The sequence below is a fragment of the Neobacillus vireti genome (assembly GCF_036962345.1).
Classification (GTDB): Bacteria; Bacillota; Bacilli; order Bacillales; family Cytobacillaceae; genus Neobacillus; species Neobacillus vireti_A.
Genome location: NZ_JBALNB010000009.1, coordinates 80,932 through 105,555 on the forward strand (window position 1 = coordinate 80,932; position 24,624 = coordinate 105,555).

A 24,624-nucleotide genomic window follows, 5' to 3' on the forward strand; every position below is an offset into this window, starting at 1 on the left:
AAAAAGATACGGGGTAAAAAAAATTTATTTTTATTATAATATACAAAAACTGACTCAGAATGTACCCAAGTCAGTCTAATTTAATGAATTTATTTGAGTCCTAATGAAAAAATCAGAAATATGTTTCCCTATATTCCTAATGGTTTGTTTTGCCATTACTTGATCATTAAGACAGTCCATTAAAACAGCAACATAACCAATTCTTCCCTGACAATCAAATATTGCACAATCGTGTTCAACATCTGACAATTCCCCGGTTTTATTAAAAACGGTAATCTTAACTTCGTCTACCAGTGCCGGGAGCTTTTCTCTAAATTGCTGATGTTTCAACATTTCTTTCGCGATATTTGGTGGTCCATTGATTCCAAAATACTCATTAAATTGATTCACCATTTTAAGGCAATGAACCATCTCTTCCGGAGTTGTCTGGTTGTCCTCCCCTTTGTATATTGCAGCAAAGTCCATCATTTTCCTATTCAGCTTCGTTTGTTTAAGTCCCATTTCTTGAAGTGTTGCGTTAATCGCCTCGATGCCTAATAAATCAATCAATATATTGGTTGCAGTATTATCTGAAACAATAATCATCAAAGTCATTAAATCCTTAACAGATAGTGTTAATCCATTGGATAGCGCTTGTAAAACTCCAGAACCTTCAACTTTATTATCGTTTAATATCGTAAACTGTTGCTGTAAATCAATTTGACCTTTATGATTGGCAAGTAGGATGGATAGTAAAATGGGCATCTTTATAAGACTTGCAGATTGAAAGACAGCCTGGCTATTTAAGTGTATAGGTTTTGAGTCTTCAATCTCTATTGCTAAGCCAATGCGTCCATGAAAACCATTAAGTTCTTCTTGAATCTTCACTTTTAAAATTTCCATATCTACCCAGTAACCGCAACCTGTGAATAATCATGGTCGCCTGTTTTGTTTTTATCATATAAATGACACGCGATGAAATGGCCAGCTTCCACTTCCTGCCAGCTTGGTTTTTCAGAGGAGCAAACTTCCATCGCCATCGGGCAGCGCGTTCGGAAGACGCAACCGCTTGGTGGATTGATTGGGCTTGGCAACTCTCCTTTTAAAATAATCCTTTCACGCTGATCCTCAATGTCAGGATCCGGAATGGGAATCGCAGACAGCAGCGCTTGTGTGTACGGATGAAGAGGTTTTTTATACAACTCACTGCTTTCTGTTAATTCAACTAATTGCCCTAAATACATAACCCCAATTCGATCACTAATTTGTTTTACCATCGAGAGATCATGGGCGATAAATAGATATGTTAACCCTTTTTCTTTCTGAAGTCTTCTTAACAAATTTACAACTTGTGCCTGGACCGACACATCAAGAGCAGAAATTGGTTCATCAGCGATAATAAACTCCGGATCTAATGCTAGAGCACGGGCAATGCCAATCCTTTGACGCTGCCCCCCGCTGAATTCATGCGGATAGCGATTGGCATGATTGCGATTTAACCCAACATCCTCTAGTAATTGATAGACTCGATTTAGCCGCTCTTTTTTATTTGGAAACAAGCCATGGACTTCCATGGGCTCGGATATTATTTCAGCTACTGTTGATCTTGGATTTAATGATGCATAAGGATCTTGAAAGATCATCTGCATTTGCCGGTGAAAGCTATGTCTTTCTTTAGACTTTAAAGTATGAATGTTTTTTCCATTAAAAATAACTTCTCCTTCAGTTTGGTCATAGAGTCCGATAATGGTTCTTCCAGCTGTAGACTTCCCGCAACCTGATTCACCAACAATTCCAAAGGTTTCCCCTTTATTGATATGAAAAGAAACACCATCCACCGCTTTTAAGATTTCATTTTTTCCTAAATGAAAATGTTTCTTCAAATTGTTTACTTGTAAAAATTTCACCATACTATGCCTCCAACTCCACCCAATATCGCCTTGCTACACAAAGTTCTCGTTCATAGATTGTTCCTGCTAATGAAATAATTTCAACTGTTTTTCCTGTATTAGGTGAATGGAGTAATTTTCCGTCACCATAATAGATTCCAACATGATGAATTCTACCCTTCCCTTCTTCGTAAGCAAAAAAGAGGAGATCACCTGGTTTTATTTCTTCTCCACTGACTTCCACCCCTGAATTTGCCTGATCGTGTGCATCGCGGGGGATGATATAACCATTTGCTTTACACATCGAATAGCTGAAACCAGAGCAATCATATCCGTAGCTGCTCATTCCACCCCATAAGTATGGAAGAGTAAGAAATTTTTCTCCATCTTCTACAATATTGTTTCCATTTCCCTTTTTGCGATTGGCTAGCGATTCAGAAATGGTAACATGGTCTAAATTCAGCCAACCTGTCCCATTAGGAGTCTTAACTACAACCTTCCCTTCACCTTCTTTTATTAAAGGTAGAATGGTTTGATAAGAGAGTTCTATATTTGATTCTTCTAAGAATGTTTTAGGATTCGTGACGATAACAATTGGACCTTCTTTAATATTCCAGTCTAATGGACATTTCACCAATTGAGATGACGGGACCCAGCCAGGGTAGCCATTTATATTTTTTGATGTCGGCTGATTCGGGATAGTAACATGGGCCCAATTCCCTTTCTCTTCAATTACGATGACTTCTTCGCCATATAAAAGTTGAGTTTGAACAAGGTTCTGTTCACACAATCCAAGTCTAGTTTCATATGTTAACCCTTCTAACCATCCATTGATGTCGACCGGATTACTGATAGCTGGCTTATCCAATTCCCTCGCAGAGTTATAGGATGTCCAGACAGTAGCTACCGGGACATTTACAAGTCGTTTATCCAATTGTAACTCCTCCTTCTAACGTTACATGCTTAATTCCAAGGCCAGGACAATCCGGAAGTGTAATAAATCTATTATGATATTGGATTCCTCCATCAACAATATCTTTCGCCAGCATAAGTGGCGCGTCAAAATCGAATCGAGTTATATTTCGCTTGCTTGCCGCAAAATGAGCTGCAGCCGTAATCCCAAGTCGTGTTTCAATCATGCTTCCAACCATGCACTCTACTCCACATGTTTCAGCTAGCTGATTGATTATCTGAGCTTGATAGATTCCACCGGATTTCATTAGCTTAATATTAATTAAATCAGCACTTCTAGTCTTTAAAACTTGGAAAGCCTGCTTAGGTGTGAAAACACTTTCATCTGCCATAATCAGTGTCCCAACAGAATCGGTAACCTGCTTTAGCCCCTCAAGATCATCCGCTTTGACAGGCTGTTCTACTAATTCTATTCCTAAATCACTATCTTCCATTTTACGAATCATTCGAATCGCATCTTTTGCGGTCCAGCCTTGATTTGCATCTAATCGTATTTTTATGGTATTTCCCACTCTTTTTCTAATCTCCTTGATTCGCTCTAAATCCTTGGAGATATCATCTTTCCCAACCTTAACCTTTAAGACATTGAAGCCTTTTTGTATATAAGAAACAGCATCGTCACCCATTTCTTCAGGACTATTCACACTTACGGTAAAATCCGTCTCTAGCTCTTTTTTGTGACCGCCAAGGAACTGGTATAGGGGAAGTTTACAAAATTGGGATAAACAATCATATAAAGCCATATCTATGGCTGCTTTTGCACTTGTGTTGCCTACCAAGATCGTTCTTAGTCCTTGAAAAATTAATTCGTAGTTTAGGAGACTTTTATTCTCTAGAAATGGTTTAATTACCTGATTAATCGCTGATTCAATACTTAACAGACTTTCGCCCGTAATGACCACTGTCGGTGGTGCCTCTCCCCAGCCAGAGATTCCATTATCACACGTTACTTTCACGATAATTGCTTCTGCTGTTGTTACTGTTCTTAATGCTGTTTTAAATGGTTTGATGAGTGGCACGGCTGCACGAAATGTTTCAATTTCCTTAATAATCATGATTTTCCTCCTTTATAAAATGCCGCTTTCAACTATTAAACTTTTATCATACGTATTTAAGACAGCCTGCACTCCCAAAGGAATGGATATATGCGGATTACAATGTCCGATCATGAATCCTTTTAAGGAAGGTTTATTTGCCGACAAAACATAGTGGTCTATAACTTCTTCGAGAGTTAAAGTCAGTTCCCTTTTAGGTGTACAATCACAAAAATCTCCAATAACGAAGCCAACTACTTCATCTAGTTTCCCTGCCATTTGGAGTTGATTCAGCATCCGATCGACTGATCTTGGTTCTTCATTCACATCTTCAATAAATAAAATCTTTCCCTTCGTATCTATTTCAAATGGTGTGCCTAGGGTGCTAACTATTAGGGATAAATTTCCGCCAACAAGTTCACCACTTGCAACACCCTCCGCCACTGTCTCTAAAGGAGAAAAACGCTCAGTATAACTTACATCAGTTGGCTCAAATAATTGCTGAAAGCCCTGTTTGGAAAATGCATGCGTGTCCTCCTTTCCGATATCCGAACCCAGCATGGGTCCATGAAAGGTGATCAGACCTGTTTCTTGCCTAATAGAGGTATGTAAAAAAGTAATATCACTATAACCCCAGAAAATTTTGGGGTTTGCTTTAATTATTTCGTAATCAATATTTGATGCCAATCTCGCTGTTCCATAGCCTCCACTTGCACAAAAAATAGCCTTTACTTCAGAATCGAGAAACATTGCATGTAAATCATCTAACCTATCTTGATCGGATCCAGCTAAATAGCCATAGATTTTTTCAACACTCTTGCCAACTTTTACCCGTAATCCTAATCCCTTTAAAAACTCTATTCCGCGTTGGAGATTTATTTGATTTGGCGGGCTAGCCGGAGCAATTACTCCAACGATATCCCCTGGATGCAGGCGGTTTGGTTTTACTTCACTCATCAAAACACCGTCCTCACTTTCTGTCTCTCTAGAATTTTAGAACAAAAGGGATGTTCAACGAACATCCCCTTTCCTTGATTTACTTTTTATCAGCGGACTTTAATTCCAAATATCCAACTGGATGACGGACAATTCCTGTTACACTTTTATTTTGTAAATATACTTGGTTATAGAAGTGAATTGGAATGATGGGTGCTTCTTCAAAGAGAATCTTTTCGGCTTTGTACATCAAGTCGAATCGTTTCTTTTCATCTGATTCATTTTTTGCGTCCTTAACCAATTGGTCATATTCTGCATTGCTCCAGCCTGTACGGTTCATAGAATGACCTGTTTGGAAGTTTTCGACAAAGTTGATTGGATCGGCATAGTCTGCAAGGAATGAGCTGCGGGAAAGCTGGAATTTTAATGCCTTTTGATCTGTTGCAAATACATTCGATTCCATGTTTGCAAGTTTTACGTCAACACCTAAATTTTCTTTAAACATTTGCTGAAGGGCTTCAGCAATTTTCTTATGTGAATCAAGAGTGTTATAAGTCAATGTTACTTCAGGAAGCGACGAATATCCTTCCTCTTCCATTCCCTTTTTTAACAGCTCCTTCGCTTGTTCTACATTCGTTTTAAGTAAGTCACCATTTGTTTCACGGAAGTCTTTACCTGAGGCATCCTGAAAGCCGTATGAAACAAAACCATAAGCAGGCTTTTCTTTATTTTTGGTAACTAATTCTACAATTTGCTTTTGGTCAACTGCCATGGCAAACGCTTTACGGATATTAACATTCTGGAAAGGTTCCATCGTTACATTAAAACGATAGAAATATTCCCCTGCTTGATCCTCTACTTTCACGTCGCCTTCTTTAAACAATGATTCTGCTAAATCTGCTGGAACGTCAGAGGTATCTAATTCACCAGTCTTGAACATCTGATATTCCGTATTGGTATCGTCAACCATGGCCCAATGAATCTTATCCAATTTAACATTTTCTGCATCCCAGTATTGGTCATTTTTTATCATCGTGAAATCGCTATCATGATTCCATTCTGATAATGCAAATGGTCCGTTACCAACGAAAGAATCTGCTTCAGAAAACCATTCTGGATTTGTAGTTGCTGCTTTCTCGTTGATTGGGAAAAACGCTGGATTTGCGATAACACTTAAGAAATATGCCTGCGGACTTGTCAGTGTGACTTCAAAAATTTTCGTATCTACTGCTTTTACTTTCACATCGTCTGCTGTTCCTTTTTCTGTATTAAAGGCTTCTCCACCTTCAATAAAATAGCCTAAAAATGCAGCTCCAGAACCTGTCTTTGGATCTAATAACCGTTTCCAGGCAAATACGAAGTCACCTGCTGTTAAATCATCACCATTGGACCATTTAGCATCTTTACGGATGTGGAAGGTATAGGTTTTTCCATCCTCTGATACATCCCATTTTTCTGCTGACGCTGCTTTTGGCAGGTGATTTTCGTCTAAACGGGTTAATCCTTCCATGATATTGTTTAAAGCATTCCATGATACAGCATCAAAACCGATTGGCGGGTCAAAGGAGGTAGGCTCTTGTCCGTTATTAAGATAGAGGACTTTTTCAGTCTTTTCCTTGGAATCACCATTTCCATCGTCCTTTGACTTGCTTCCAGCATCACTGTTTGCTGTACAAGCGGATAAAGCAAATAACAACATAATAGAAACCAACATCGTAATAAACTTCTTCATTTTCTTCCCCCTAAATAATGTTTAATATTTAAACAAATATTGAAACCAATTTTTTAGCGCGTTCATCCTGCAGCCAGCAATCAACATGGTGGATGTTGCTAAGCGAGGATTGAACCGGGTAGACTCGTTCACACACTTCCATTGAATACTTACAGCGTGCAGCAAAGGCACAGCCTTCAGGAGGTGAAAATAAGTCAGGCGGTGTTCCTGGGATTGGAACCAGCTCGGCCTTTTCAATATCTAAACGTGGTACAGATTGAAGCAGCCCAATTGTGTAAGGATGCTGTGGGCGATAAAAGATTTCCCTCCTGCTCCCTATTTCCACAATCTTACCGGCATACATAACTGCCACTCGATCAGCAACTTGGGCAACTACCCCCAAATCATGAGTGATTAAAATAATCGAAACACCTGTTTTTTTCTGTATATCACGGAACAATTCCAGTATTTGTGCTTGTATCGTTACATCCAGAGCAGTTGTCGGCTCATCGGCAATTAACACATCAGGACTGCACACGAGCGCCATCGCAATCACAATCCGCTGGCGCATCCCGCCGCTAAACTGATGAGGGTACTGTTTTAAACGTGCTTCAGGGCTCGGAATTCCAACAAGCTGGAGCATTTTAATCGCAGCTTTTTTGGCCCCGGTCCTTGATATCTTTTCATGTTCCATGATTCCTTCCATAATTTGCTCACCAATGGTCAGTGTTGGATTTAAAGCCGTCATTGGATCCTGAAAAATCATAGATATATTCGCACCACGAATTTTCCGAAGATCGGGTTCTTTTAACTTGATTAAATCCATATTATTAAAAAGGATTTCTCCACCTACCATTCTCCCTGGCGGTTCAGGAATCAATCTCATGATACTTTGGGAGGTAACACTTTTCCCACAACCGGATTCACCGACAATGGCAAGCGTTTCCCCTTTATGTAAATCAAAACTGACCCCGCGAACGGCCTGAACCTCACCGCCGTACGTGGAAAAGGACACATGAAGGTCTTTAACCTGAAGAATTTTTTCCATGATGTTACCTCCTCAGTTTCGGATCAAGAGCATCCTGCAGCCCATCACCCAAAACATTAAATGCAAACATAGTTAATGAAATAAAAAGGGTTGGGAAAAACAATCGCCACCAATACCCTGATAGAATCGTAGACAGACCATCATTGGCCATAACTCCCCAACTTGCATGCGGTGCTTGGATTCCAAGGCCGATAAAGCTTAAAAAGGCTTCTGCAAATATAGCTGATGGAATTGTAAGAGTCATTTGGACAATGATTGGTCCCATTGTATTGGGTAAAAGATTCTTTCGAATAATCCTTCCTGTTTTCGTTCCAAACGTTTTGGAGGCCAATACAAACTCATAGTTTTTAATTTGCAAGACTTGCCCTCGGACAATTCTCGCCATACCAACCCAACCGGTTATCGACAGTGCTAGGATGATCGTTGTTAAACCTGGTCCAATCACTACCATGACTAAAATAACTACAAGTAAGTAAGGAAGACCATACAATATCTCCACAAACCTCATCATCAGATTATCAGTCTTACCGCCTTTGTAACCAGCAATCCCTCCATAAACAACTCCAATAATAAAGTCAATAAGTGCGGCAACTAAACCAACAAATAGAGAGATACGGGCACCGTATGCCGTTCGTGTAAACACATCTCTTCCTAAATCATCTGTCCCAAACCAATATTCAGTAGAAGGCGGCAGATTTTGAGAGGTTAACTTTTGTGTTTCAACCGAGTGAGGTGAAATAATGGGACCAAAAATGGCGAATATAGCCAGCAATATCAAGAATGCCATTCCAGCCATTGCCAGTTTATTTTTTAAAAGCCGGTACCACGAATCTTTCCAATACGACAAGCTAGGTCTTACGACAGCTTCTGCTTCTGATTGATTTTGTACCTTAGGGACAAACCATTCATCAGGAATATCAGGCGAAATATTCCGTTCTTCCTGTTTACGCATTTCCATTTACTTTGCCTCCTTTTTGTGGAGTTTGATTCTAGGGTCTAATACTCCGTATGCGAGATCGACTAAAAAAAGCATGAGAATCAAAATCGCACTATAAAAAACGGTAGTCCCCATTATGACGGGAAAATCACGGTTATTGATACTATCAACAAAATATTTTCCCATTCCCGGAATCGCAAAGATTTTCTCAATTACAAACGTTCCAGTTAAAATACTTGCTGCTAAAGAACCTAAGACAGTGACAACTGGAAGAAGAGCATTTCTTAACGCATGTTTAAAAACAATTTTAACCGGTGATAATCCTTTGGCTTTTGCAGTCCTTATATAATCTTGTGTTAGAACCTCTAGCATACTTGAACGAGTTAACCTCGCGATAATCGCCATTGGGCCAGTTGCCAAAGCTAGAATTGGCAGTACCATATGTTTAGGGCTTGTCCAGGTTGCAACCGGAAAAATCGGAAAATTAACAGCTAATTGTTCAATTAGAAATGTTGCTATTACAAAGTTTGGAATTGATATCCCTAGGACAGCAATACTCATCGAAAGATAATCGACCACTCCATTATGACGAAGTGCGGCAATAATCCCGAGTGTAATTCCAGAAATGACCGCGAGGATAAGGGTATAAAATCCAAGTTCAAAACTAACTGGAAATCCTCTTCCTAGCATTTCATTGACAGTCTGTGATGATTTTTTGATCGATGGGCCAAGGTCTAGGTGAAGTAGAGCAGATAAGTAGTTCCCATATTGGACTAAGAGTGGTTCGTCTAGATGATAATAAGCTTCGAGGTTTTTTTGGATGGCTTCATTGGTTGTTCTTTCTTCATTGAAAGGTGAGCCAGGTACTGAATGCATTAAGAAGAATGTCCCTGTTATGATGAGCCAAAGAGTTATAATCATGGCTATAAATCGTTTGATAAAATATGTATTCATGCTTTGTCCTTTCTTAACAGAATGTAGTTCTCATCGCTAATTCAGTCATGACAAGCATTGCTTGATACGCTTCCAATATATTTTTAGCTTGGAAACGGACAATTGTTGTTCCAGGTACGATTTCTGTTCCTGGCATTAAGTTGGCCCACTCTGCTTGTCCATAGTTAGCAAATTCGATTCCAAGCATTGGTCGGTCAGGAGGCGTCAGCGGCTTTACAGTATCTTTATTTCTAAATGCAAAAGCTGTCTTTTCGCGGAGAAGTTGTCCAGCCTTAATAGGTGTTAAAGATTTTGCAGCGGACCGTGAGATCGACTCTTTTACAATTGCGGTTGTTACATTGGGAATTAGCTTTTCGGCCTCGTTTGCAGCGCCATCATCACCAGCTACCATTAACACCGGTACATCAAAATATCCGGCAACATAGGCATTAAACCCTAATTCTCCAACAGCGACATCATTAATGTACATATTCCTGACACCAAAAATCATGGAATGAGACATTACTCCTTTTAAAGATGCACGGGCATGATAGCCAACAAAGATGGCCCCGTCAAAAGTTTCATCTAAGCCCTGAACCATCGAAAAAGGCTTCACGTCACCGGTAATAAGTTGTGTTTCAGGGTGCAGCCTTTCAATTAACAGGTTATTCATTTTGGAGTGGCTGTCGTTTACAACTACCTCCTTCCATTTTTGCTCAAAAGCAGTCGCTACAACATGGTTCGTCTCATCTGTCATGATGATTCGGCTCCGTTCATAATTATGCTTGTTGGAATCGACATGGGTGTGGTCAACCAGACCTGTTATTCCTTCCATATCTACGGATACATATAACCTCATTTTATACCTCCTAATTAAAATACTTAATTTTCTTAAAATTATAAATTATTATTCTACTTTTTTCAATTCATTTTTAAAATATTATTTCAAAATGATTCTTATCGAAGAAAAAGATCATAATCTAGGTTTATGTTGTAGGGTTGAAATAAAGAAGGAATGAAATATGATTAATTTGAAACTTTATCATCCCTTACCTCGTAGTGTTATATTAAGTGAAAGAATTGAAAGTAAATTCATTTTTCTACATAATTAGATTTATAAATGAATATAGGAATACTAAACATGTTAAGGAGTGGAACGAATTGGGAGTTACGCTTAGTAAAGGACAGAAAGTTGATTTAACAAAGTCACATCCCGGTCTGAAGAATGTTGTCGTCGGTTTAGGATGGGATATCGGACATCACGGTTCGAATTTTGATTTGGATGCCTCAACCTTTTTATTAGGTCAAAATGGTAAGGTTCAAAGTGATCAGGATTTTATTTTTTACAATAATCCATCAGGCGGAAATGGCTCCATTGTTTACAGTGGTGACAATCGAAATGGTGCAGGAGAACGCGATGACGAACAAATTCGCATTGATTTACAGAGGGTTCCCAGCCATATCCATCGGATTGCCTTTACCATCACCATTCATGACGCACAAATAAAACAACAAAATTTCGGACAAATCTCTAACTCATATGTCCGGATTTTTAATGAACAAACAAATGAGGAGTTACTCCGTTTTAACCTTGGCAGGGATTTTACTGTGGAAACAGCGATTGTCGCGGCAGAATTATACCGCCATAACGGAGAATGGAAATTCAATGCCATTGCCAGTGGTTTTCAAGGTGGACTAGCTGCTTTATGCGGCAATTTTGGTGTCAGTGTGGATGACCCGGCACCAGCGCCAACACCGCCACCGATTCAACAAAATTTATTTACTGCCAATCAGAACCAAAATTCCTTTAATCAAAATCAAAATAATTCGAACTCGTATCAACAAAATCAAACGCAGCGAATTCATTTACAGCCGGAATCTTCCTATTCTCAGCCAGCATTCGGTTATCCAACACAAACCACACCAGTGAACAGTAATCGTACATATGGGGATGATATTTTTTGTCCACGTTGCCATTCATCAAATGTTCGAACTGGGCAAAAGGGGTTTGGGCTTGGGAAAGCAGCGATTGGCGGCTTAATTCTTGGTCCAGTTGGATTGCTTGGCGGATTTATTGGTAAGAACCAACTCAAGTTTACATGTAATAGCTGTGGTAACAATTGGTCACCAAATCAAACCGACATCACGGAATGGGCAAATCAGTCAAAGAGAAAAGCTCAAGAGTTATTTAACCGCTATAAGAGTCAAGATGTACTAGAAGCAGTCGTTGCAGCTTGTGCTTTGGTATCCATGGCGGACGGCTACTTGGATGCGCTGGAACGTCAAAAAATGATTGAATTTGTAAACTCTAGCGAAGAGTTACGCGTATTTGACAGCAATAAAGTCATCCAAAGATTTAATTACTTTGTATCACGGATTGAAGCAGATCGTATGATTGGAAGAGCAGAGGCATTCCGGGCATTAGGAAAAATCCGCTCAAAGCCAGAAATCGCCCGTTTAGTGGCTCGTTATTGTATTGCTATTGGGTATGCAGACGGTAATTTTGATCATAATGAAATGCAAATGGTCAGCGATATTTGCCGTGAGCTTGGATTAAATCCAGGAGAGTTTCTTTCCTAATACAAATACCTCAATCCATTTTGAAGGATTGAGGTATTTTTTATTTTTGCCACACACGTTTATTCTCTACACGTTTTGTTAGACCCTTAGAATCTAATCTTTCTAAAAAAGGAATCATATATTTTCGGGAAAGGTCAAGGATTTCCTTGGCGTCCCCTACTTCAAACTCTGTTCCCGTACCCTTGCGAAGTTTTTCGACCGCTTCTTTAAAGACATCACCGTTATAGGCAAATTGCTCATCCAAATGAACCACTAATTCCTGTTCTTCAAGAAAACGCCTTAAGTCCACCTCTAAATGGTCTGGTATACCAGAATCTGAAAAATAGTCTTTATAATAACGGACCTTAAGTCCATCCTTCTTTAACTCAGTCAGCATGTTTTCAGCTCGCTTTTGCCAGCTTTTCGGTACATGCGGCACAAAACTTGAAAGTGAAACAAATTGTTCTTTTCGATTAAATACACCATTTACGATTCCATTTTCGACTACATATTCAAGCAGCGATTTAGGGAATCTTTTTTGCATGGTTTGCAGAAGCTCTGCCTTATTGAGACCAAGTTTCATGGAATGAGTTTGATGGAATTCTTGTAAACGATCATAAATATCTTCTTCAATCGAGTTAATTAACATCTTAAGTGTGTATTCTTTATTATTGTATAAAACAAAATCACCATCGTTTAAAAACTCATTCAAGGTTTCTTCATCGAGTGCAGTATGTTTAATCAATTCACTTACCGTAAGGCTTTTTGCTTCAAAAATGGCAGCCGTAATTCGTTCCTTTGGCGTACCTTCCTTCTTCTTTTCAAGTTCCTCAATTGTTTGATTGCCAAACCGATATTTATTTCCTCTCGGATCAATTACCCAGCCACCGCCAATCGTCTCCTGCGGACTTGGCCGCCGTAAAATAAAGCGATCTCCGCGTTTCGTAAGAATTTCTTCTTCCAAGCGAAGTTGACAGAGAATTTCACCGTTCTCCTCTTTAAGTTCGTTTCTGTCAAAAAAGACAATACGCCCCATTACTTCAGTGGTTCCGATATGCAGCTTAATCGGCATCCTCTGCTTCACCAAATGTTCAAGGTCCTCAACCACCCGAATGGCCACATCTACAGTCTTTGTAACAATAAAGTGCTCGGAAGAAACCAAAACATCACCGCGTTCAAGGTCTTCTTTCGAAACGCCCGATAGATTGATGGCAGTACGCTGTCCTGCATAAGCCTTTGGCGCTTGCTTATGATGAACCTGAATCTGCCTGGCTTTGACTTCCAATCCTTTAGGCATGATCGTAAGGGTTTGCCCCTCTTCCACAGTTCCTTCATAAACTGTGCCTCGGACAACGGTTCCCTGTCCCTTGACCGTAAACACTTGGTCAATGGGGAGTCGAAATGCCCCTTTTGCATCTCTCATTTCTTGTTCTTTAAGTGTTTGAATCACTAAATCTTTTAATTCATCTATTCCTCTTTTTGAAATGCTGTCAACTAGTACGAATGAAGCACCCTCAAAAACGCTTCCAGTTAGTTCCTCTAAAATATCATCTTTCACAAGTTCAATAAATTCTTCATCGACTCGGTCAATTTTCGTAATCGCAACGAGTCCGGTTTTCACTCCTAAAAATTTCAAGATGTCGAGGTGCTCTCTTGTTTGCGGCATAACACCCTCATCAGCAGCAACAACAAGTACAACGAGGTCAATTCCAGCTACGCCAGCAATCATTTGCCGAATAAAGCGCTCATGACCAGGAACGTCAATAACTGAAATTTGAATGTCCTCATCCTCATATAATGGAGCAAATCCCAATTCTATTGAAATTTGTCGTTCCTTCTCTTCTTTTAACCTGTCTGTATCCACATTGGTCAGAGCTTTTGTCAAAGAAGTTTTACCATGATCAATATGTCCAGCCATACCAATTGTAAAATATCGTTTTTCCAAATTGCCACCTACTTTTTCAATCTTCCTATTCTACTTTATCTTTAAAGAACACATAGTTCAAGGGAACATTCTTAGACAGATAAGTAGGCTCCAATGGCTCCACAATATTCACCCTTTTCTAAAAATACCGTCGTTAAACCTACCATATTCAAATAGAATTCAAGAGCTCGTTTTAATGAAGGATTACCAATCATTGAGGTTCCAATGATAACGACATGGTTAACTTGATGGATGGTGGCTGCTTGTGACGTTAACAAAACAATCGTTTCAGCTATCATGTTAGAAAGTGAGGCCAGGCGATCTGCTTCTGTATGGTTTAATTTTTTCCCTTTAGCGAAGTTCGCAGCCGTTAATTCTCCATTAATGGGACTGTCATTTGAATCATAAATATCCTTAACCAGCATATCCACTTTTTCTTTATTTCCTTCTTCTGCTAAAATTGTAAGCAACTGATAGTCCTGAACTTGTGTTAATAAAGAACCGAGACCTGTAAAGGTTCCTCCGCCCATTCCACTCCCTAGAATTCGCTCCGACTTGTCCCCTTTCACCACATGCCACGAGGTTCCCGTACCAATGTTTACGATTAAGTAGGATTCTTCGATGCTTATATTTTCTTTTGCTAGTAAGAAACGAACACCATCACTTGCAGCCTGAAATTCAGGAATTATTATGCTGTCGTGAAAATACTTTTTTTGTATAGCCGCGGCTTTACCGCCGGCTAATGAAACTCTTAATGATGGTGCAATCGTTTTTAGCCATGAAATAGAAGAATCTTGCTTGTTACTTGGGAATTTTTTGAAATGCATTCTACCATTTTCTTTATAAACAATTTTGATTAACGAGCCCCCTGCATCAATACCTGCTGTTATCTGCTGCATCCCTTCCCACTCCTTTAAACGAATGATTTAATTACCTATTTGACAAAAATCTCCGTTAATCCTGCTTTTCATTTCACGAATCTTCCACAATCCTTCCGTTAAAATACTGGATGAATGTGCTATGGTGTAGAAAAGGATACTACAACAAAAGAGGAAGATTGAGTATGAAGTAATTTATATGGCCTTGTGTTTTAGGACTAGCCTTATTAACGGGCTGTCAAAACACTGAACCCAAAATAAAAGACGAAGGCAAGCAGTCAACGCAACAAAATCAACAGAAGGCAGCAGCCAATACTGACTCTCCCTTCCCTTATCCAACTTTATTGTCTGAAAGTGCACAAACCTTTTCACTTTTAGTCATTGGGGATCAGGATACACACATTGAAGACAACGAAAAAGTAACGGAAAAAGTAAATGATATTTTGAGCCTGCCCGAACTTGGAATGGTTCAGAAAGCATACCCAGCACTTAACATCAAATCAGAACCCGCATATATTCTTTTTGATCAGACAGGGGTAGTGCACCAATCAAAGAAACTCGAGGAGTTGACGAGCTTCCTTGACAAAAATAGCCCAAAATAAAAACCAGAATTATTTTCTGGTTTTTTTTGCAAACATATAAAAAAACTATCGAATTACAAACTCTGTTCGGCTAAAGCCTTCTTTCGTCTTCTTCACTTCTAAAATGGCCGGTATGGCATTTTTTAGTTCTTGAACGTGCGAGATTACACCAATCATTCGGCCAGATTGCTGCAGGTCAATTAAAGTGTCGATCGCTTTATTTAATGATTCTTCATCTAGCGAACCAAAGCCTTCATCAATAAACATGGTATCAATGGACACCCCACCCTGGAAACTCTGAATGACATCGGCCATACCAAGTGCCAAGCATAAGGAAGCATTGAACTTTTCTCCGCCCGACAGGGTTTTGACATCTCGTGTTTGACCAGTATAAGCATCAAACACATCTAAACCAAGACCACTTTGTCTTCCTCGGGCTTCTTGACGTTCACTTCTTTCCAAAATAAATTGACCGTTCGATAAATGTTTTAAGCGCTCATTCGCTGCAATAATAATCTGTTCCAAATACTCAATTTGTAAGTATCGTTCAAATGATATCCGACTTCCATTTTGTCCTCTAACGACATCATATAAATCTGTTATGCTATTCCTTTGCTTTTCCAAAGCCGATACGGTTTCTTCGGCATTTAGTATTTTGTTCTTTAATTCCAGTGCCAATTTCTGAAAACCTTCAGAATCACTTAATCGTTTTAAGGCAAGGTCACGGTTATTTTTCATAAGAGTTAAACGACTAGTAAGCATGTCTAAGTCTGCTCTTTCTTTATCCTTCAATTCCTCTTTAAGATCGGTAATTTGCTGCTTCAACGTATCTAAATTCTTCTTAAAATCGTCAATGGAATCTTTTAATAACTTGCGATCTCTGTCTGACAATTTTGCACGTAAATAGTCATCCTCTGAGAAAAATTGAGCATTTTGCCATTCTGATTGGAATAGATCTTCTGAACGTTCCTTTTTCTCGGTACTCTCCTGCAATTGTGTCTGAGCACTCATATAAAACGCAATTGCCTTTGTTTCTCCATCTTTTGCAATCTGCAGCTGCTTTTGGGCAGTCTCCCAGTCCCGCTCTAGCTTTTCTCGATGATTTTGTTCTTCATTGATTTTATGTTGTAACGCAGCTAGATTTCGAATTTCCTCTGGAATCCGGCTGATTTTTTCATCATAAATGGCTTTTTCTCTGACAAAAAGAGTTTGTTTTTCTTGATGAGCAGAAGAAAGCTGTTCCTTTTTCGCTTCATATTGCTTCAATTCTTGTTCTATCGTCTCCAGCGATTTCTTTAAGGTCTTTACTTCTTCCTTACCTGCTAACAGGGCATCGACCTCTTTCTTAAGCTCTTGTCCCTCTTTAACGATACGATTGTAGAAATGCTCTGCCTCTTCAACCAGAAATCCTCTGTTCGTGACTTCTTTGGCTTTTGTTTCAAGCTGCTCTGTATTCGAATTCAAGCTTGCTTGGGCATCGCGATATAGATTATCTAATTCGTCTAAATCTTTTTTTACAGCTTCTCGCTCTTCCTTGCTGGGTACCACATCTTGACCATCGGCTTTGTTTGGATGGTCACTGCTGCCACATACAGGGCATGGCATTCCATCGTGCAAATGCATTGCAAGAATACTCGCCTGCCCATTTATCCAGGACTCCTCAAGCTTTTCGTATCTCTCTTTCATTTCCAGATAATTTTTATGCTTTATCGTGAAATCCTGGTGTAACTTTCCCTGTTTTTGGTGAGCCTTTAGATATTCTTGGATGACCATAACCTGTTCTCTCAGCTCATGTAATGTCTCCTGCTTAGCAGGCAATTCATCAACTAGCTTGTCCATTCCCTTAATGTTCGCAGTGAGTTTTTCCTTTTCAATATTCTTTGTATCCCTATTTCTAAGGTTTACCTCAAGGTCATTAGCTAGCTTCTGGACTTCTTTATTCAAGCTAGAAAGCTTTGATTTTTTACTATCAATATCTTGAACAGTCGGCAAGAAGTCTTGTAATCGGTCAACGGTTCGGACAATTTCCTCACGCTCTCCTTTCCGCTGCTCTTCGATATCATAAAAATTTTGCGCATTTTCAAGCTGTTTCTTCGCGTTTTTTATTGCTAGATCAGCTTCAACCAGAGCCTTTTGTTTCAACTTTTCATCCGCACGCCATTCGTTCACCTGGTACTCGTAGGCTATAATTTTACTTGCCCGTTCCGCTTTTTCATACTGTTTTTCTTTTTCCATAAAGCTTGGAATCTTCAGGGACCATTCTTTGTGCCTTATCTCTTTCCCTTCAAGGTCTTGAAAACGATCATTTAACGCTTTCGCCTGATGATAGGCACCAAGCATTTCATTGTAGGCTGTATCTGCTTCCTCAGACTGCTTCTTATTTTCTATCATTTCAATTTGATAAAAGTCCGTTTCAATTTCCAAGGCGTCAATGATTTGATGGGTATTATACTGTTCTTGTGAGAACACTTCAGACAGTTTTGAAGTGTCCCTAATAGGGAGGGCGGCTTGAATATCTTTAATGTACCGGTCAATCATTTGTGCTTCTCGTTTATACTCTTCCTCCGCTTCCTTTTTTCGCTCCTTTAGCCGTTCACTAATCCATTTATATGGCTCCGTTTTAAAAATCTTCCTTAAAATCTCTTCTTTATTTTCCGTTTGCGAGGTTAGTAGCTTCCGAAATTCACCTTGCGGCAGCATCACAATTTGGCTAAACTGATCCTGTGTTAATCCAACAATCTCTTCCACCCTTTTATTAATCTCGGAAACGATTTGTCGGTCCACACAAGGTATTTCACCGTCTTTGGCTTTTTCATAGAATTCGTACTGCTCTCCAGTCGCCCCTTTATTCCCCTTTTTCACATGAGGCAGCTGTCTCTTAATCCTATAATGCTTATTATGAAGCTCAAACTCGAGCTCGACCGAAGTATGAACATCATCCTCCGCAAAGTCACTACGCATCATTTTCGAATCACTGCGGTCCTCCCCGCTTGCAGATCCGTAAAGAGCAAAACAAATGGCGTCAAAAATGGTCGTCTTTCCTGATCCTGTGTTACCTGAAACAACAAATAAACGATTATCTTTTAGTTCAGTAAAATCAATCACTTCACGATCTTTGTATGGTCCAAAAGCAGTTATAGTTATTTTAAGTGGTCTCAAATTCTACACTCCCTTCGCTGCTCGATTTGTTGTGACTGCGACCTTTTGAGCTGATTGCTCACTATCCTTTTGTAAAAGCTCTTGAAGAACTTCTAAAAATATCTCTTCTGTTTCCTCCGACAGAGCTGTTCCTTTTACTTCTTGGTAAAAAGCTTTAAAGAGGGATAAATCATCCATTTTTGTTCTCGCAACTTTTTCAGATGCTTCTCCATCTTTCGAGATTGGTGTTTGAATAACACGCTCGACATGCATCGCATTCGGATAAACTGATCGAACCTTTTCCATCGGCATAAGTACAGGTGTTTCATCTAGTAAACGAACAAAAACATAGTCTTCATTTGTGGAATGTTTTAATAACTCGTCCATTTTCGCCTCAACCGTTCTTACATCACGAGCAGGTGTTAACAACCGTTTTTCAAGTGTAACCTTACCTTCCTCGTCCATTTCCACGATGAAGAACCCTTTCTTATGCTTTTCCTCTGAGATGGAATATTTAAGTGGTGAGCCTGCATACTGGATACTTTCATTCGAAACAAAATGTGCTTGGTGCAAATGCCCCAGCGCAGTATAGTGAAATTTATTAAAGTGGATGCTACTGACATGCTCTGCTCCGCCAATCGAAAGTGGCCGTTCCGAATCGCTTGTATTGTCCTCTTTTTCTCCTGTTGGAGTTACAAATGCATGTCCAACAAAAACGTGCCGGGCATTTTTATTCATTTTCGCGGAAATTTCATCGGTAATTTTTTTCATCGCATCATTATGTGACTTAACTTCCTCATCTTCAAACACATAGCGAATAACACTTGGGTCCGCATACGGAATTAAATGAAAATGTACCTCACCATGCTTATCTTTTAGAACAACGGGTTCTAACTGCTTAGAAATCTGACCAACCATATGGTAACCGTTCGACTTCATGATTTTGCTGCCGAAATGAAGCCGGCTCGGACTATCATGATTCCCTGCAATCGCCAATACGGGCGTGTTTAATTTTAAAACGATAGTCTCTAGTACTTCATCTAATAAATTTACCGCCTCTGTAGGGGGCACTCCACGATCATACAAATCCCCGGCAATAATAACTGCATCGGGCTTTTCTTCTTCAATTGCTTTAACAAACTCCCCAAGAACGTGCCGTTGATCTTCCGTCATATACACATTTTGAACCAGCTTTCCTAAATGCCAGTCCGCCGTATGGAAAAATTTCATTTTATTCACCCCATCTTATTAAACTCATACATACTATTATAGCAAAATACCAACTTTTGTGAGATTGGAAAACGAAGAAATAACAGGTAATAGTGGGAGAGTATTATCGTATAAAAAGCAAAAAACAGCCTGACACATTGGTCAGGCTGTTAATAATTAGTTTCATAGATTATTTTTTTGTTACGTTAGCAGCTTGTGGTCCACGAGCACCTTCAACAACTTCAAAAGATACTTCTTGACCTTCTTCTAGAGTTTTGAATCCTTCAGTTTGGATAGCAGAAAAGTGAACAAAAACATCGTTTCCGTCTTCAGCTTCGATGAATCCGAAACCTTTTTCAGAGTTAAACCATTTTACTTTACCGTTTTTCATGAAAAAAATCCTCCTATTGGCTTATAAAAGCCATTGTAATTCACCAAATTACAACGTGATAGCTTTACTTTCACTTTCTCATCCAAACTTCATTTATAACTTTGAACAAGCTTTGTAGCATAAATCTAATCCCGTGCAACGGCTGACTAAAATTTAACATTTTTAAGCGGTTTAGTCAATAAATCACTATAGACAAAAGCCTACAAAATTCGGGCGTTTTCTAGGTGTTTCTGCTGTTATCTGGGGTCTTACTTTTGTCTTTGATGTCCGCTGGTATCAGCAACCATAACCTGATTTCTGTCGATTATTCCTCTTTTACATTTAATGTCTTTTATGACATCTTTAATTAGTAATTCAAGACCAATATAAGTAAGGGATGGAAAGTTCGCAAATAGTTTTTTGACCTCCCATTTTAGTTCATTTTCACCGCAAATACTATGTCGATTAATATGTTCCACTTCGTACTTAATCTTGGAAAGCTCCTCTTGTTTTTTATCTGGCGACAAGGACTCAAGCTCATCGAGTCTGGCAAGGAACTCGACAGACTTTTCTATTTTCAGTTGTACCTCATCGTGTACGTCTTTGGTAATAATTTGATGATTGTATTTAAATTCATTTAATCTTAGTGCTGAATCATAGGTAGCTTGAACAATTTCCTCTCTTGTCATACTGTTCGTTTCATAGCTTAGCATATTTTTCCATGAAGGCTGCCTCATTGCTTCACGAAAGTCCTCTAGTTTGTGACAAAACTTTTTGTAGCCATATTTCTCTGGATTTTCAAAAGCTGGGCTGCCTGGATCTAGGAAAGGAGACAATGGTGCCACAAAATACGAAATGCGAGAATTCCCATCGCATTCTTTGTGAATTATTTCACAAAAATCCACATTCCTCATCGCACTTTCATACGTTTGATTGGGGATACCCGTCATGAAAAACAAATCAATTTTAGCGCAACCATGCTTTAATGCAAATTGAAGCATTTCGATGACTTTGGCATTTGTGCATGGCAGCTTTCCGTTATATTTACGAATATCTTCATCAGCCGATTCTAATGTAAGCTCGATGCTGTATTTAGGCATTGACCTGTTTAATTTTTCAAAAAACTTCTCATCTGCATAATTAAATAACTCAAATACGATTTCATTCTTTATCTTCATTTTTGCTAATCCATCCAAAAACTCATCAACGTACTCTTTTCCCCCTTGCCTGATATCATTTAACAGAAAGATTGGAGCCCGAGTGAAACGTTGAATCAAAGCAATATCCTCAAGCATTCTTTTTGGGGAACGCATAACCAGCTTTTTTCGGTTGCAGTTTAATTCGTAGGCATCTCTAGAACCCCCACAGATTAAACAGTTATAATTACACCCCTTAGAGGTTAAGATCGCTGTGTTAGGATACTGCAGCCATCCATTGTAAGGCAATGCATCTAATAGATTAAAATATTTAAAGACTGAACCGATGATATAACGATACCCTGGTAAGTTAAACTCATCGAGACTGTCTGGTACATAGGTTATTTCGTTATAAAAATATTGATTATTTCGTTTCCAGGTTAAATTTGGAATTTCCGAAAATTCCGTTGCATCTTTGCTCTCTAATTTATTAAGCAGCATTAATATTAATTTTTCTGTTGTATCACCACGGACAACAAAATCAATACAAGGGTATTCAATTAATTCCTTGTGAAAATAAGTACTAGACAGCCCTCCGAACATAACAGGAGTTTCAGGGTGGTATTTCTTAATGATTTTGGCTAATTCTACACTGCCATGTGCATGTGGCAGCCAATGGAGATCAATCCCAAATGCCTTCGTTTTAATTTTCCTGATTTTCTTTTCCACATCAAAGTTTTGATTTAGCAACATTCTATTCGCAATATTAATAATTTTTACTTTTAAACCAAAACGTTCAAGATAATCCCCAATACTAGTTAAACCAATGGGGTACATTTCAAAAACAGGAGATGATGGAACAACATCGCTGATTGGACCGGTAAAAAGCATTTCCTTCCTGAAATCATAAACAGTAGGTGGATGCAGCAATACCAAGTCGTATAACATAAGATCACTTCCTAAGTTCTTATATTTGTTCACATCTTTATAGTAATATAAAAAATAGGCAAATGATGGATTAAATTTTACAAATATAATAACAATATTTTCCTAATTAAAAACGTAAAAATACCGAAGAACGTTAATTCTTCGGTATTGTTTCTACCTCTTCATCTTCATCTTTAAATTTATCTAATATCGTAATAGTATTAACAAGATGATTATTAAATATTTGCCGTGCTACCGCTAATAATTCAATGATCATTGGATCATTTAAAGTATAAATCACCTTATTCCCATCTTTTGTACCCGAAACAATATTTTTAGCTCTTAATATGGTTAACTGCTGCGAAACAGCAGATCCTTCACTGCCCACAAGGGTTTGAATTTCATTCACATTCTTATCCCCTTCTGCTAACAGCTCCAAGATGCGGATTCTTAAAGGATGAGCAAGTGCTTTAAAAAATTCCGCCTTAAATTGCTGCATTTCAAGATTCAATCCATTCACTTCCTTAACCAATTTAGTAAGTAGCTGAAAGCTTCGTTTGGCTTCTTTCCATTACACCTGAGGCCGATAGCTTCTTACATTCTCTAAACGCAAAATGTTTACAGCCTAGACATTTATTACGATCCAGCTCCCCAAGGGCGAACTGAATGGCTTCTCCTGTGTGTTCAAAAAAATGTTCCCGGCCAATTACATCATATAATCCTGTTTTCACCATTACATTTTTAGGCTGTTCATTTATTCCTGATATAATAACTATACCATTTTTGGAAAAGTGATTCACAATACTAGCTAAATTGGCTTCACCTGTGGTATCCATAAAGGGAACCCTGCTCATTCGTAATAAAAGAATCTTTGGATGATAGTTAATGGTGTTCATAATGGATGTTTCAAACGTTTGAGCTGCTCCAAAAAACAATGGACCTTCGACGTTAAAAATACTTACCTGCGGACAATCATGTGAGTCAGATACCATTTGAGTTTCAATTTTTTCATTTTTATGCTGGAGGTTCGGCAATGCTTTTGACGTCTTCATCACATCGCTCATTCTCTTTGTAAAAAGAATTGCTGCGAGCAGTAATCCCACTTCGACTGCTGTGGTTAAATTTACAAAAACGGTCAATAAAAAGGTAACCACCAAGACCAGGGAATCAGTAGATTTTGTTTTTAAAATATGGGCAAATACTTTTCGTTCACTCATATTCCAGGCGACAACCATTAATATCGGTGCCATGCTTGCAAGTGGAATGTAGGAAGCGAATGGAGCAAAAAAAAGTAATACGAGCAATACTACAACTCCATGGATTATACCTGAAAACGGTGACACCGCCCCACTTTTAATATTGGTAGCCGTTCTAGCAATCGCCCCAGTGGCTGGTATCCCTCCAAAAAGCGGAGTAACCATATTGGCAATCCCCTGACCAATCAGTTCTTTGTTGCTGTTATGCTTGCTATTTGTCATACCATCGGCAACCACTGCTGAAAGCAAGGATTCTATTCCGCCAAGCATCGCAATGATAAATGCCGGTTTTAATAGCGTAATGATCATATCAAGGCTCAAATCTGGTATCTTAATCTGTGGCAACGAACTCGGAATTTCCCCATAGGCTGTTCCGATCGTCGCAACGTGGTTTGGAAAAAATAGTGTGGCAATGATCGTTGAAACCATTAATCCAATGAGTGGTCCTGGAACTTTAGGCGCAATCTTTGGGCTTACAATAATAATTGCTAAACAGATAACCGCTGTTAAGATGCTAAAAAAGTTAATGGTATCCAAATGGATGATAATTTCTTGAAGATTATTAATAAATTCTTCATGTTTCTCAATATCCGACAATCCTAGGAAACTAGCAATCTGTCCTGTGAAAATGGTGATAGCAATCCCCGTTGTAAAACCAATTGTTACTGGTCTAGGAATAAATTTTATTAACGATCCGAGTTTAAATATTCCCATTAAGACCAGCATAATCCCGGCTAAAAAACCCGCAATTAATAGGTTTTCATATCCGTAGGTCATAACGATACCAAATAGGATTGGAATAAACGCACCAGTTGGACCGCCAATTTGGTACTTGGATCCTCCAAAAAGCGAGATGAGAATTCCGGCAACAATCGTTGTGTAGATTCCATACTCCGGTTTTACCCCTGAAGCAATCGCGAAGGCCATCCCTAAAGGTATGGCGATGACACCGACAATTAGTCCCGAAAGGACATCTTTTGGCACATTACTTAAGGAATATTGATGGAATCTTTTATCACTAAACATATTCACCCTTCTTATCTTATTAATTTGTATATCTGATTATTTGAATATAGAGGAATTTGAAGTAATAATCAAGTCTTTTGTTTGTATATATTTTTCCAGTTGTAATCTTTTAATCTCTGTGTTATATTAATTGAGCGATGAGCTGAGTTGTGTAAGTCGAGAAACATTCCTTTATGGAGCA

The 24,624-nt window shown here is 38.8% G+C and carries 19 protein-coding genes; 1 reads left to right on the forward strand and 18 read right to left on the reverse strand.

What is annotated here, in order from left to right; all coding sequences use genetic code 11:
- Positions 1-75: 75 nt before the first annotated feature.
- The 10 genes from V7108_RS11140 to V7108_RS11185 all read right to left on the reverse strand — a co-directional run bounded on the left by V7108_RS11140 (position 76) and on the right by V7108_RS11185 (position 10,298).
- On the reverse strand, positions 76-867 hold the full coding sequence (locus V7108_RS11140) for a serine hydrolase (protein WP_335568260.1): 792 nt from the start codon (positions 865-867) through the stop codon (positions 76-78).
- A 17-nt stretch (positions 868-884) separates the two neighbouring features.
- A complete protein-coding gene (locus V7108_RS11145) occupies positions 885-1,889 on the reverse strand; it encodes an ABC transporter ATP-binding protein (RefSeq protein ID WP_335568261.1) in 1,005 nt (334 codons plus the stop codon).
- 1 nt (position 1,890) lies between these two features.
- Positions 1,891-2,802, reverse strand: a complete 912-nt coding sequence (locus V7108_RS11150; protein ID WP_335568262.1) for a C40 family peptidase — start codon at positions 2,800-2,802, stop codon at positions 1,891-1,893.
- Entirely contained in the window at positions 2,795-3,895 is a 1,101-nt protein-coding gene (locus V7108_RS11155; RefSeq protein WP_335568263.1) for a mandelate racemase/muconate lactonizing enzyme family protein, read from the reverse strand. Before V7108_RS11155 ends, V7108_RS11150 begins: the two co-directional genes overlap by 8 nt.
- A 12-nt stretch (positions 3,896-3,907) precedes the next feature.
- Positions 3,908-4,831 carry a S66 peptidase family protein gene (locus V7108_RS11160; protein WP_335568264.1) on the reverse strand — a complete coding sequence of 308 codons (924 nt, stop codon included), beginning with the start codon at positions 4,829-4,831 and terminating at the stop codon, positions 3,908-3,910.
- Between the two features lie 79 nt (positions 4,832-4,910).
- Complete coding sequence (locus tag V7108_RS11165; protein WP_335568265.1) at positions 4,911-6,542, reverse strand: peptide ABC transporter substrate-binding protein; 1,632 nt, start codon at positions 6,540-6,542, stop codon at positions 4,911-4,913.
- 28 nt (positions 6,543-6,570) lie between these two features.
- The gene (locus tag V7108_RS11170) at positions 6,571-7,569 is read right to left on the reverse strand and encodes an ABC transporter ATP-binding protein (protein WP_335515482.1); all 999 of its coding nucleotides are present in this window, start codon (positions 7,567-7,569) and stop codon (positions 6,571-6,573) included.
- Positions 7,570-7,573: 4 nt separating this feature from the next.
- A complete protein-coding gene (locus V7108_RS11175; RefSeq protein ID WP_335515479.1) occupies positions 7,574-8,527 on the reverse strand; it encodes an ABC transporter permease in 954 nt (317 codons plus the stop codon).
- Positions 8,528-9,460, reverse strand: a complete 933-nt coding sequence (locus tag V7108_RS11180; RefSeq protein WP_335568266.1) for an ABC transporter permease — start codon at positions 9,458-9,460, stop codon at positions 8,528-8,530.
- Between the two features lie 13 nt (positions 9,461-9,473).
- On the reverse strand, positions 9,474-10,298 hold the full coding sequence (locus V7108_RS11185; RefSeq protein ID WP_335515473.1) for a M55 family metallopeptidase: 825 nt from the start codon (positions 10,296-10,298) through the stop codon (positions 9,474-9,476).
- Between the two features lie 302 nt (positions 10,299-10,600).
- On the opposite strand from V7108_RS11185, the gene V7108_RS11190 reads away from it, so the two are divergent.
- Positions 10,601-12,019 carry a TerD family protein gene (locus V7108_RS11190; protein WP_335568267.1) on the forward strand — a complete coding sequence of 473 codons (1,419 nt, stop codon included), beginning with the start codon at positions 10,601-10,603 and terminating at the stop codon, positions 12,017-12,019.
- Positions 12,020-12,059: 40 nt separating this feature from the next.
- Here the strand turns inward: V7108_RS11190 and selB are convergent, their stop codons facing one another.
- The 8 genes from selB to V7108_RS11230 form a co-directional block, all read right to left on the reverse strand.
- Positions 12,060-13,943, reverse strand: a complete 1,884-nt coding sequence (selB, locus tag V7108_RS11195) for a selenocysteine-specific translation elongation factor (protein ID WP_335568268.1) — start codon at positions 13,941-13,943, stop codon at positions 12,060-12,062.
- Positions 13,944-14,014: 71 nt separating this feature from the next.
- A complete protein-coding gene (gene coaW, locus V7108_RS11200; protein ID WP_335568269.1) occupies positions 14,015-14,821 on the reverse strand; it encodes a type II pantothenate kinase in 807 nt (268 codons plus the stop codon).
- Positions 14,822-15,447: 626 nt separating this feature from the next.
- Positions 15,448-18,540, reverse strand: coding sequence for an AAA family ATPase (locus tag V7108_RS11205; RefSeq protein WP_335568270.1), 3,093 nt, complete (start codon positions 18,538-18,540; stop codon positions 15,448-15,450).
- 3 nt (positions 18,541-18,543) lie between these two features.
- A complete protein-coding gene (locus V7108_RS11210) occupies positions 18,544-19,749 on the reverse strand; it encodes an exonuclease SbcCD subunit D (RefSeq protein WP_335515456.1) in 1,206 nt (401 codons plus the stop codon).
- 169 nt (positions 19,750-19,918) lie between these two features.
- Entirely contained in the window at positions 19,919-20,119 is a 201-nt protein-coding gene (locus tag V7108_RS11215) for a cold-shock protein (protein ID WP_335568271.1), read from the reverse strand.
- Between the two features lie 248 nt (positions 20,120-20,367).
- Positions 20,368-22,182 carry a TIGR04190 family B12-binding domain/radical SAM domain protein gene (locus V7108_RS11220; protein ID WP_335568272.1) on the reverse strand — a complete coding sequence of 605 codons (1,815 nt, stop codon included), beginning with the start codon at positions 22,180-22,182 and terminating at the stop codon, positions 20,368-20,370.
- Between the two features lie 133 nt (positions 22,183-22,315).
- Positions 22,316-22,672: an ArsR/SmtB family transcription factor gene (locus V7108_RS11225; protein ID WP_335515449.1), complete on the reverse strand. Its 357-nt coding sequence runs from the start codon at positions 22,670-22,672 to the stop codon at positions 22,316-22,318.
- A 22-nt stretch (positions 22,673-22,694) separates the two neighbouring features.
- The gene (locus tag V7108_RS11230) at positions 22,695-24,443 is read right to left on the reverse strand and encodes a SulP family inorganic anion transporter (RefSeq protein WP_335568273.1); all 1,749 of its coding nucleotides are present in this window, start codon (positions 24,441-24,443) and stop codon (positions 22,695-22,697) included.
- Positions 24,444-24,624 lie beyond the last annotated feature (181 nt).

Bases quoted from the DNA above. Each gene is read 5' to 3' on its own strand.
- V7108_RS11145 (WP_335568261.1), bottom strand. From the start codon at position 1,889: ATGGTGAAATTTTTACAAGTAAACAATTTGAAGAAACATTTTCATTTA.
- V7108_RS11155 (WP_335568263.1), bottom strand. From the start codon at position 3,895: ATGATTATTAAGGAAATTGAAACATTTCGTGCAGCCGTGCCACTCATC.
- V7108_RS11160 (WP_335568264.1), bottom strand. From the start codon at position 4,831: ATGAGTGAAGTAAAACCAAACCGCCTGCATCCAGGGGATATCGTTGGA.
- V7108_RS11165 (WP_335568265.1), bottom strand. From the start codon at position 6,542: ATGAAGAAGTTTATTACGATGTTGGTTTCTATTATGTTGTTATTTGCT.
- V7108_RS11170 (WP_335515482.1), bottom strand. From the start codon at position 7,569: ATGGAAAAAATTCTTCAGGTTAAAGACCTTCATGTGTCCTTTTCCACG.
- V7108_RS11175 (WP_335515479.1), bottom strand. From the start codon at position 8,527: ATGGAAATGCGTAAACAGGAAGAACGGAATATTTCGCCTGATATTCCT.
- V7108_RS11180 (WP_335568266.1), bottom strand. From the start codon at position 9,460: ATGAATACATATTTTATCAAACGATTTATAGCCATGATTATAACTCTT.
- V7108_RS11185 (WP_335515473.1), bottom strand. From the start codon at position 10,298: ATGAGGTTATATGTATCCGTAGATATGGAAGGAATAACAGGTCTGGTT.
- coaW (WP_335568269.1), bottom strand. From the start codon at position 14,821: ATGCAGCAGATAACAGCAGGTATTGATGCAGGGGGCTCGTTAATCAAA.
- V7108_RS11210 (WP_335515456.1), bottom strand. From the start codon at position 19,749: ATGAAATTTTTCCATACGGCGGACTGGCATTTAGGAAAGCTGGTTCAA.
- V7108_RS11215 (WP_335568271.1), bottom strand. From the start codon at position 20,119: ATGAAAAACGGTAAAGTAAAATGGTTTAACTCTGAAAAAGGTTTCGGA.
- V7108_RS11220 (WP_335568272.1), bottom strand. From the start codon at position 22,182: ATGTTATACGACTTGGTATTGCTGCATCCACCTACTGTTTATGATTTC.
- V7108_RS11230 (WP_335568273.1), bottom strand. From the start codon at position 24,443: ATGTTTAGTGATAAAAGATTCCATCAATATTCCTTAAGTAATGTGCCA.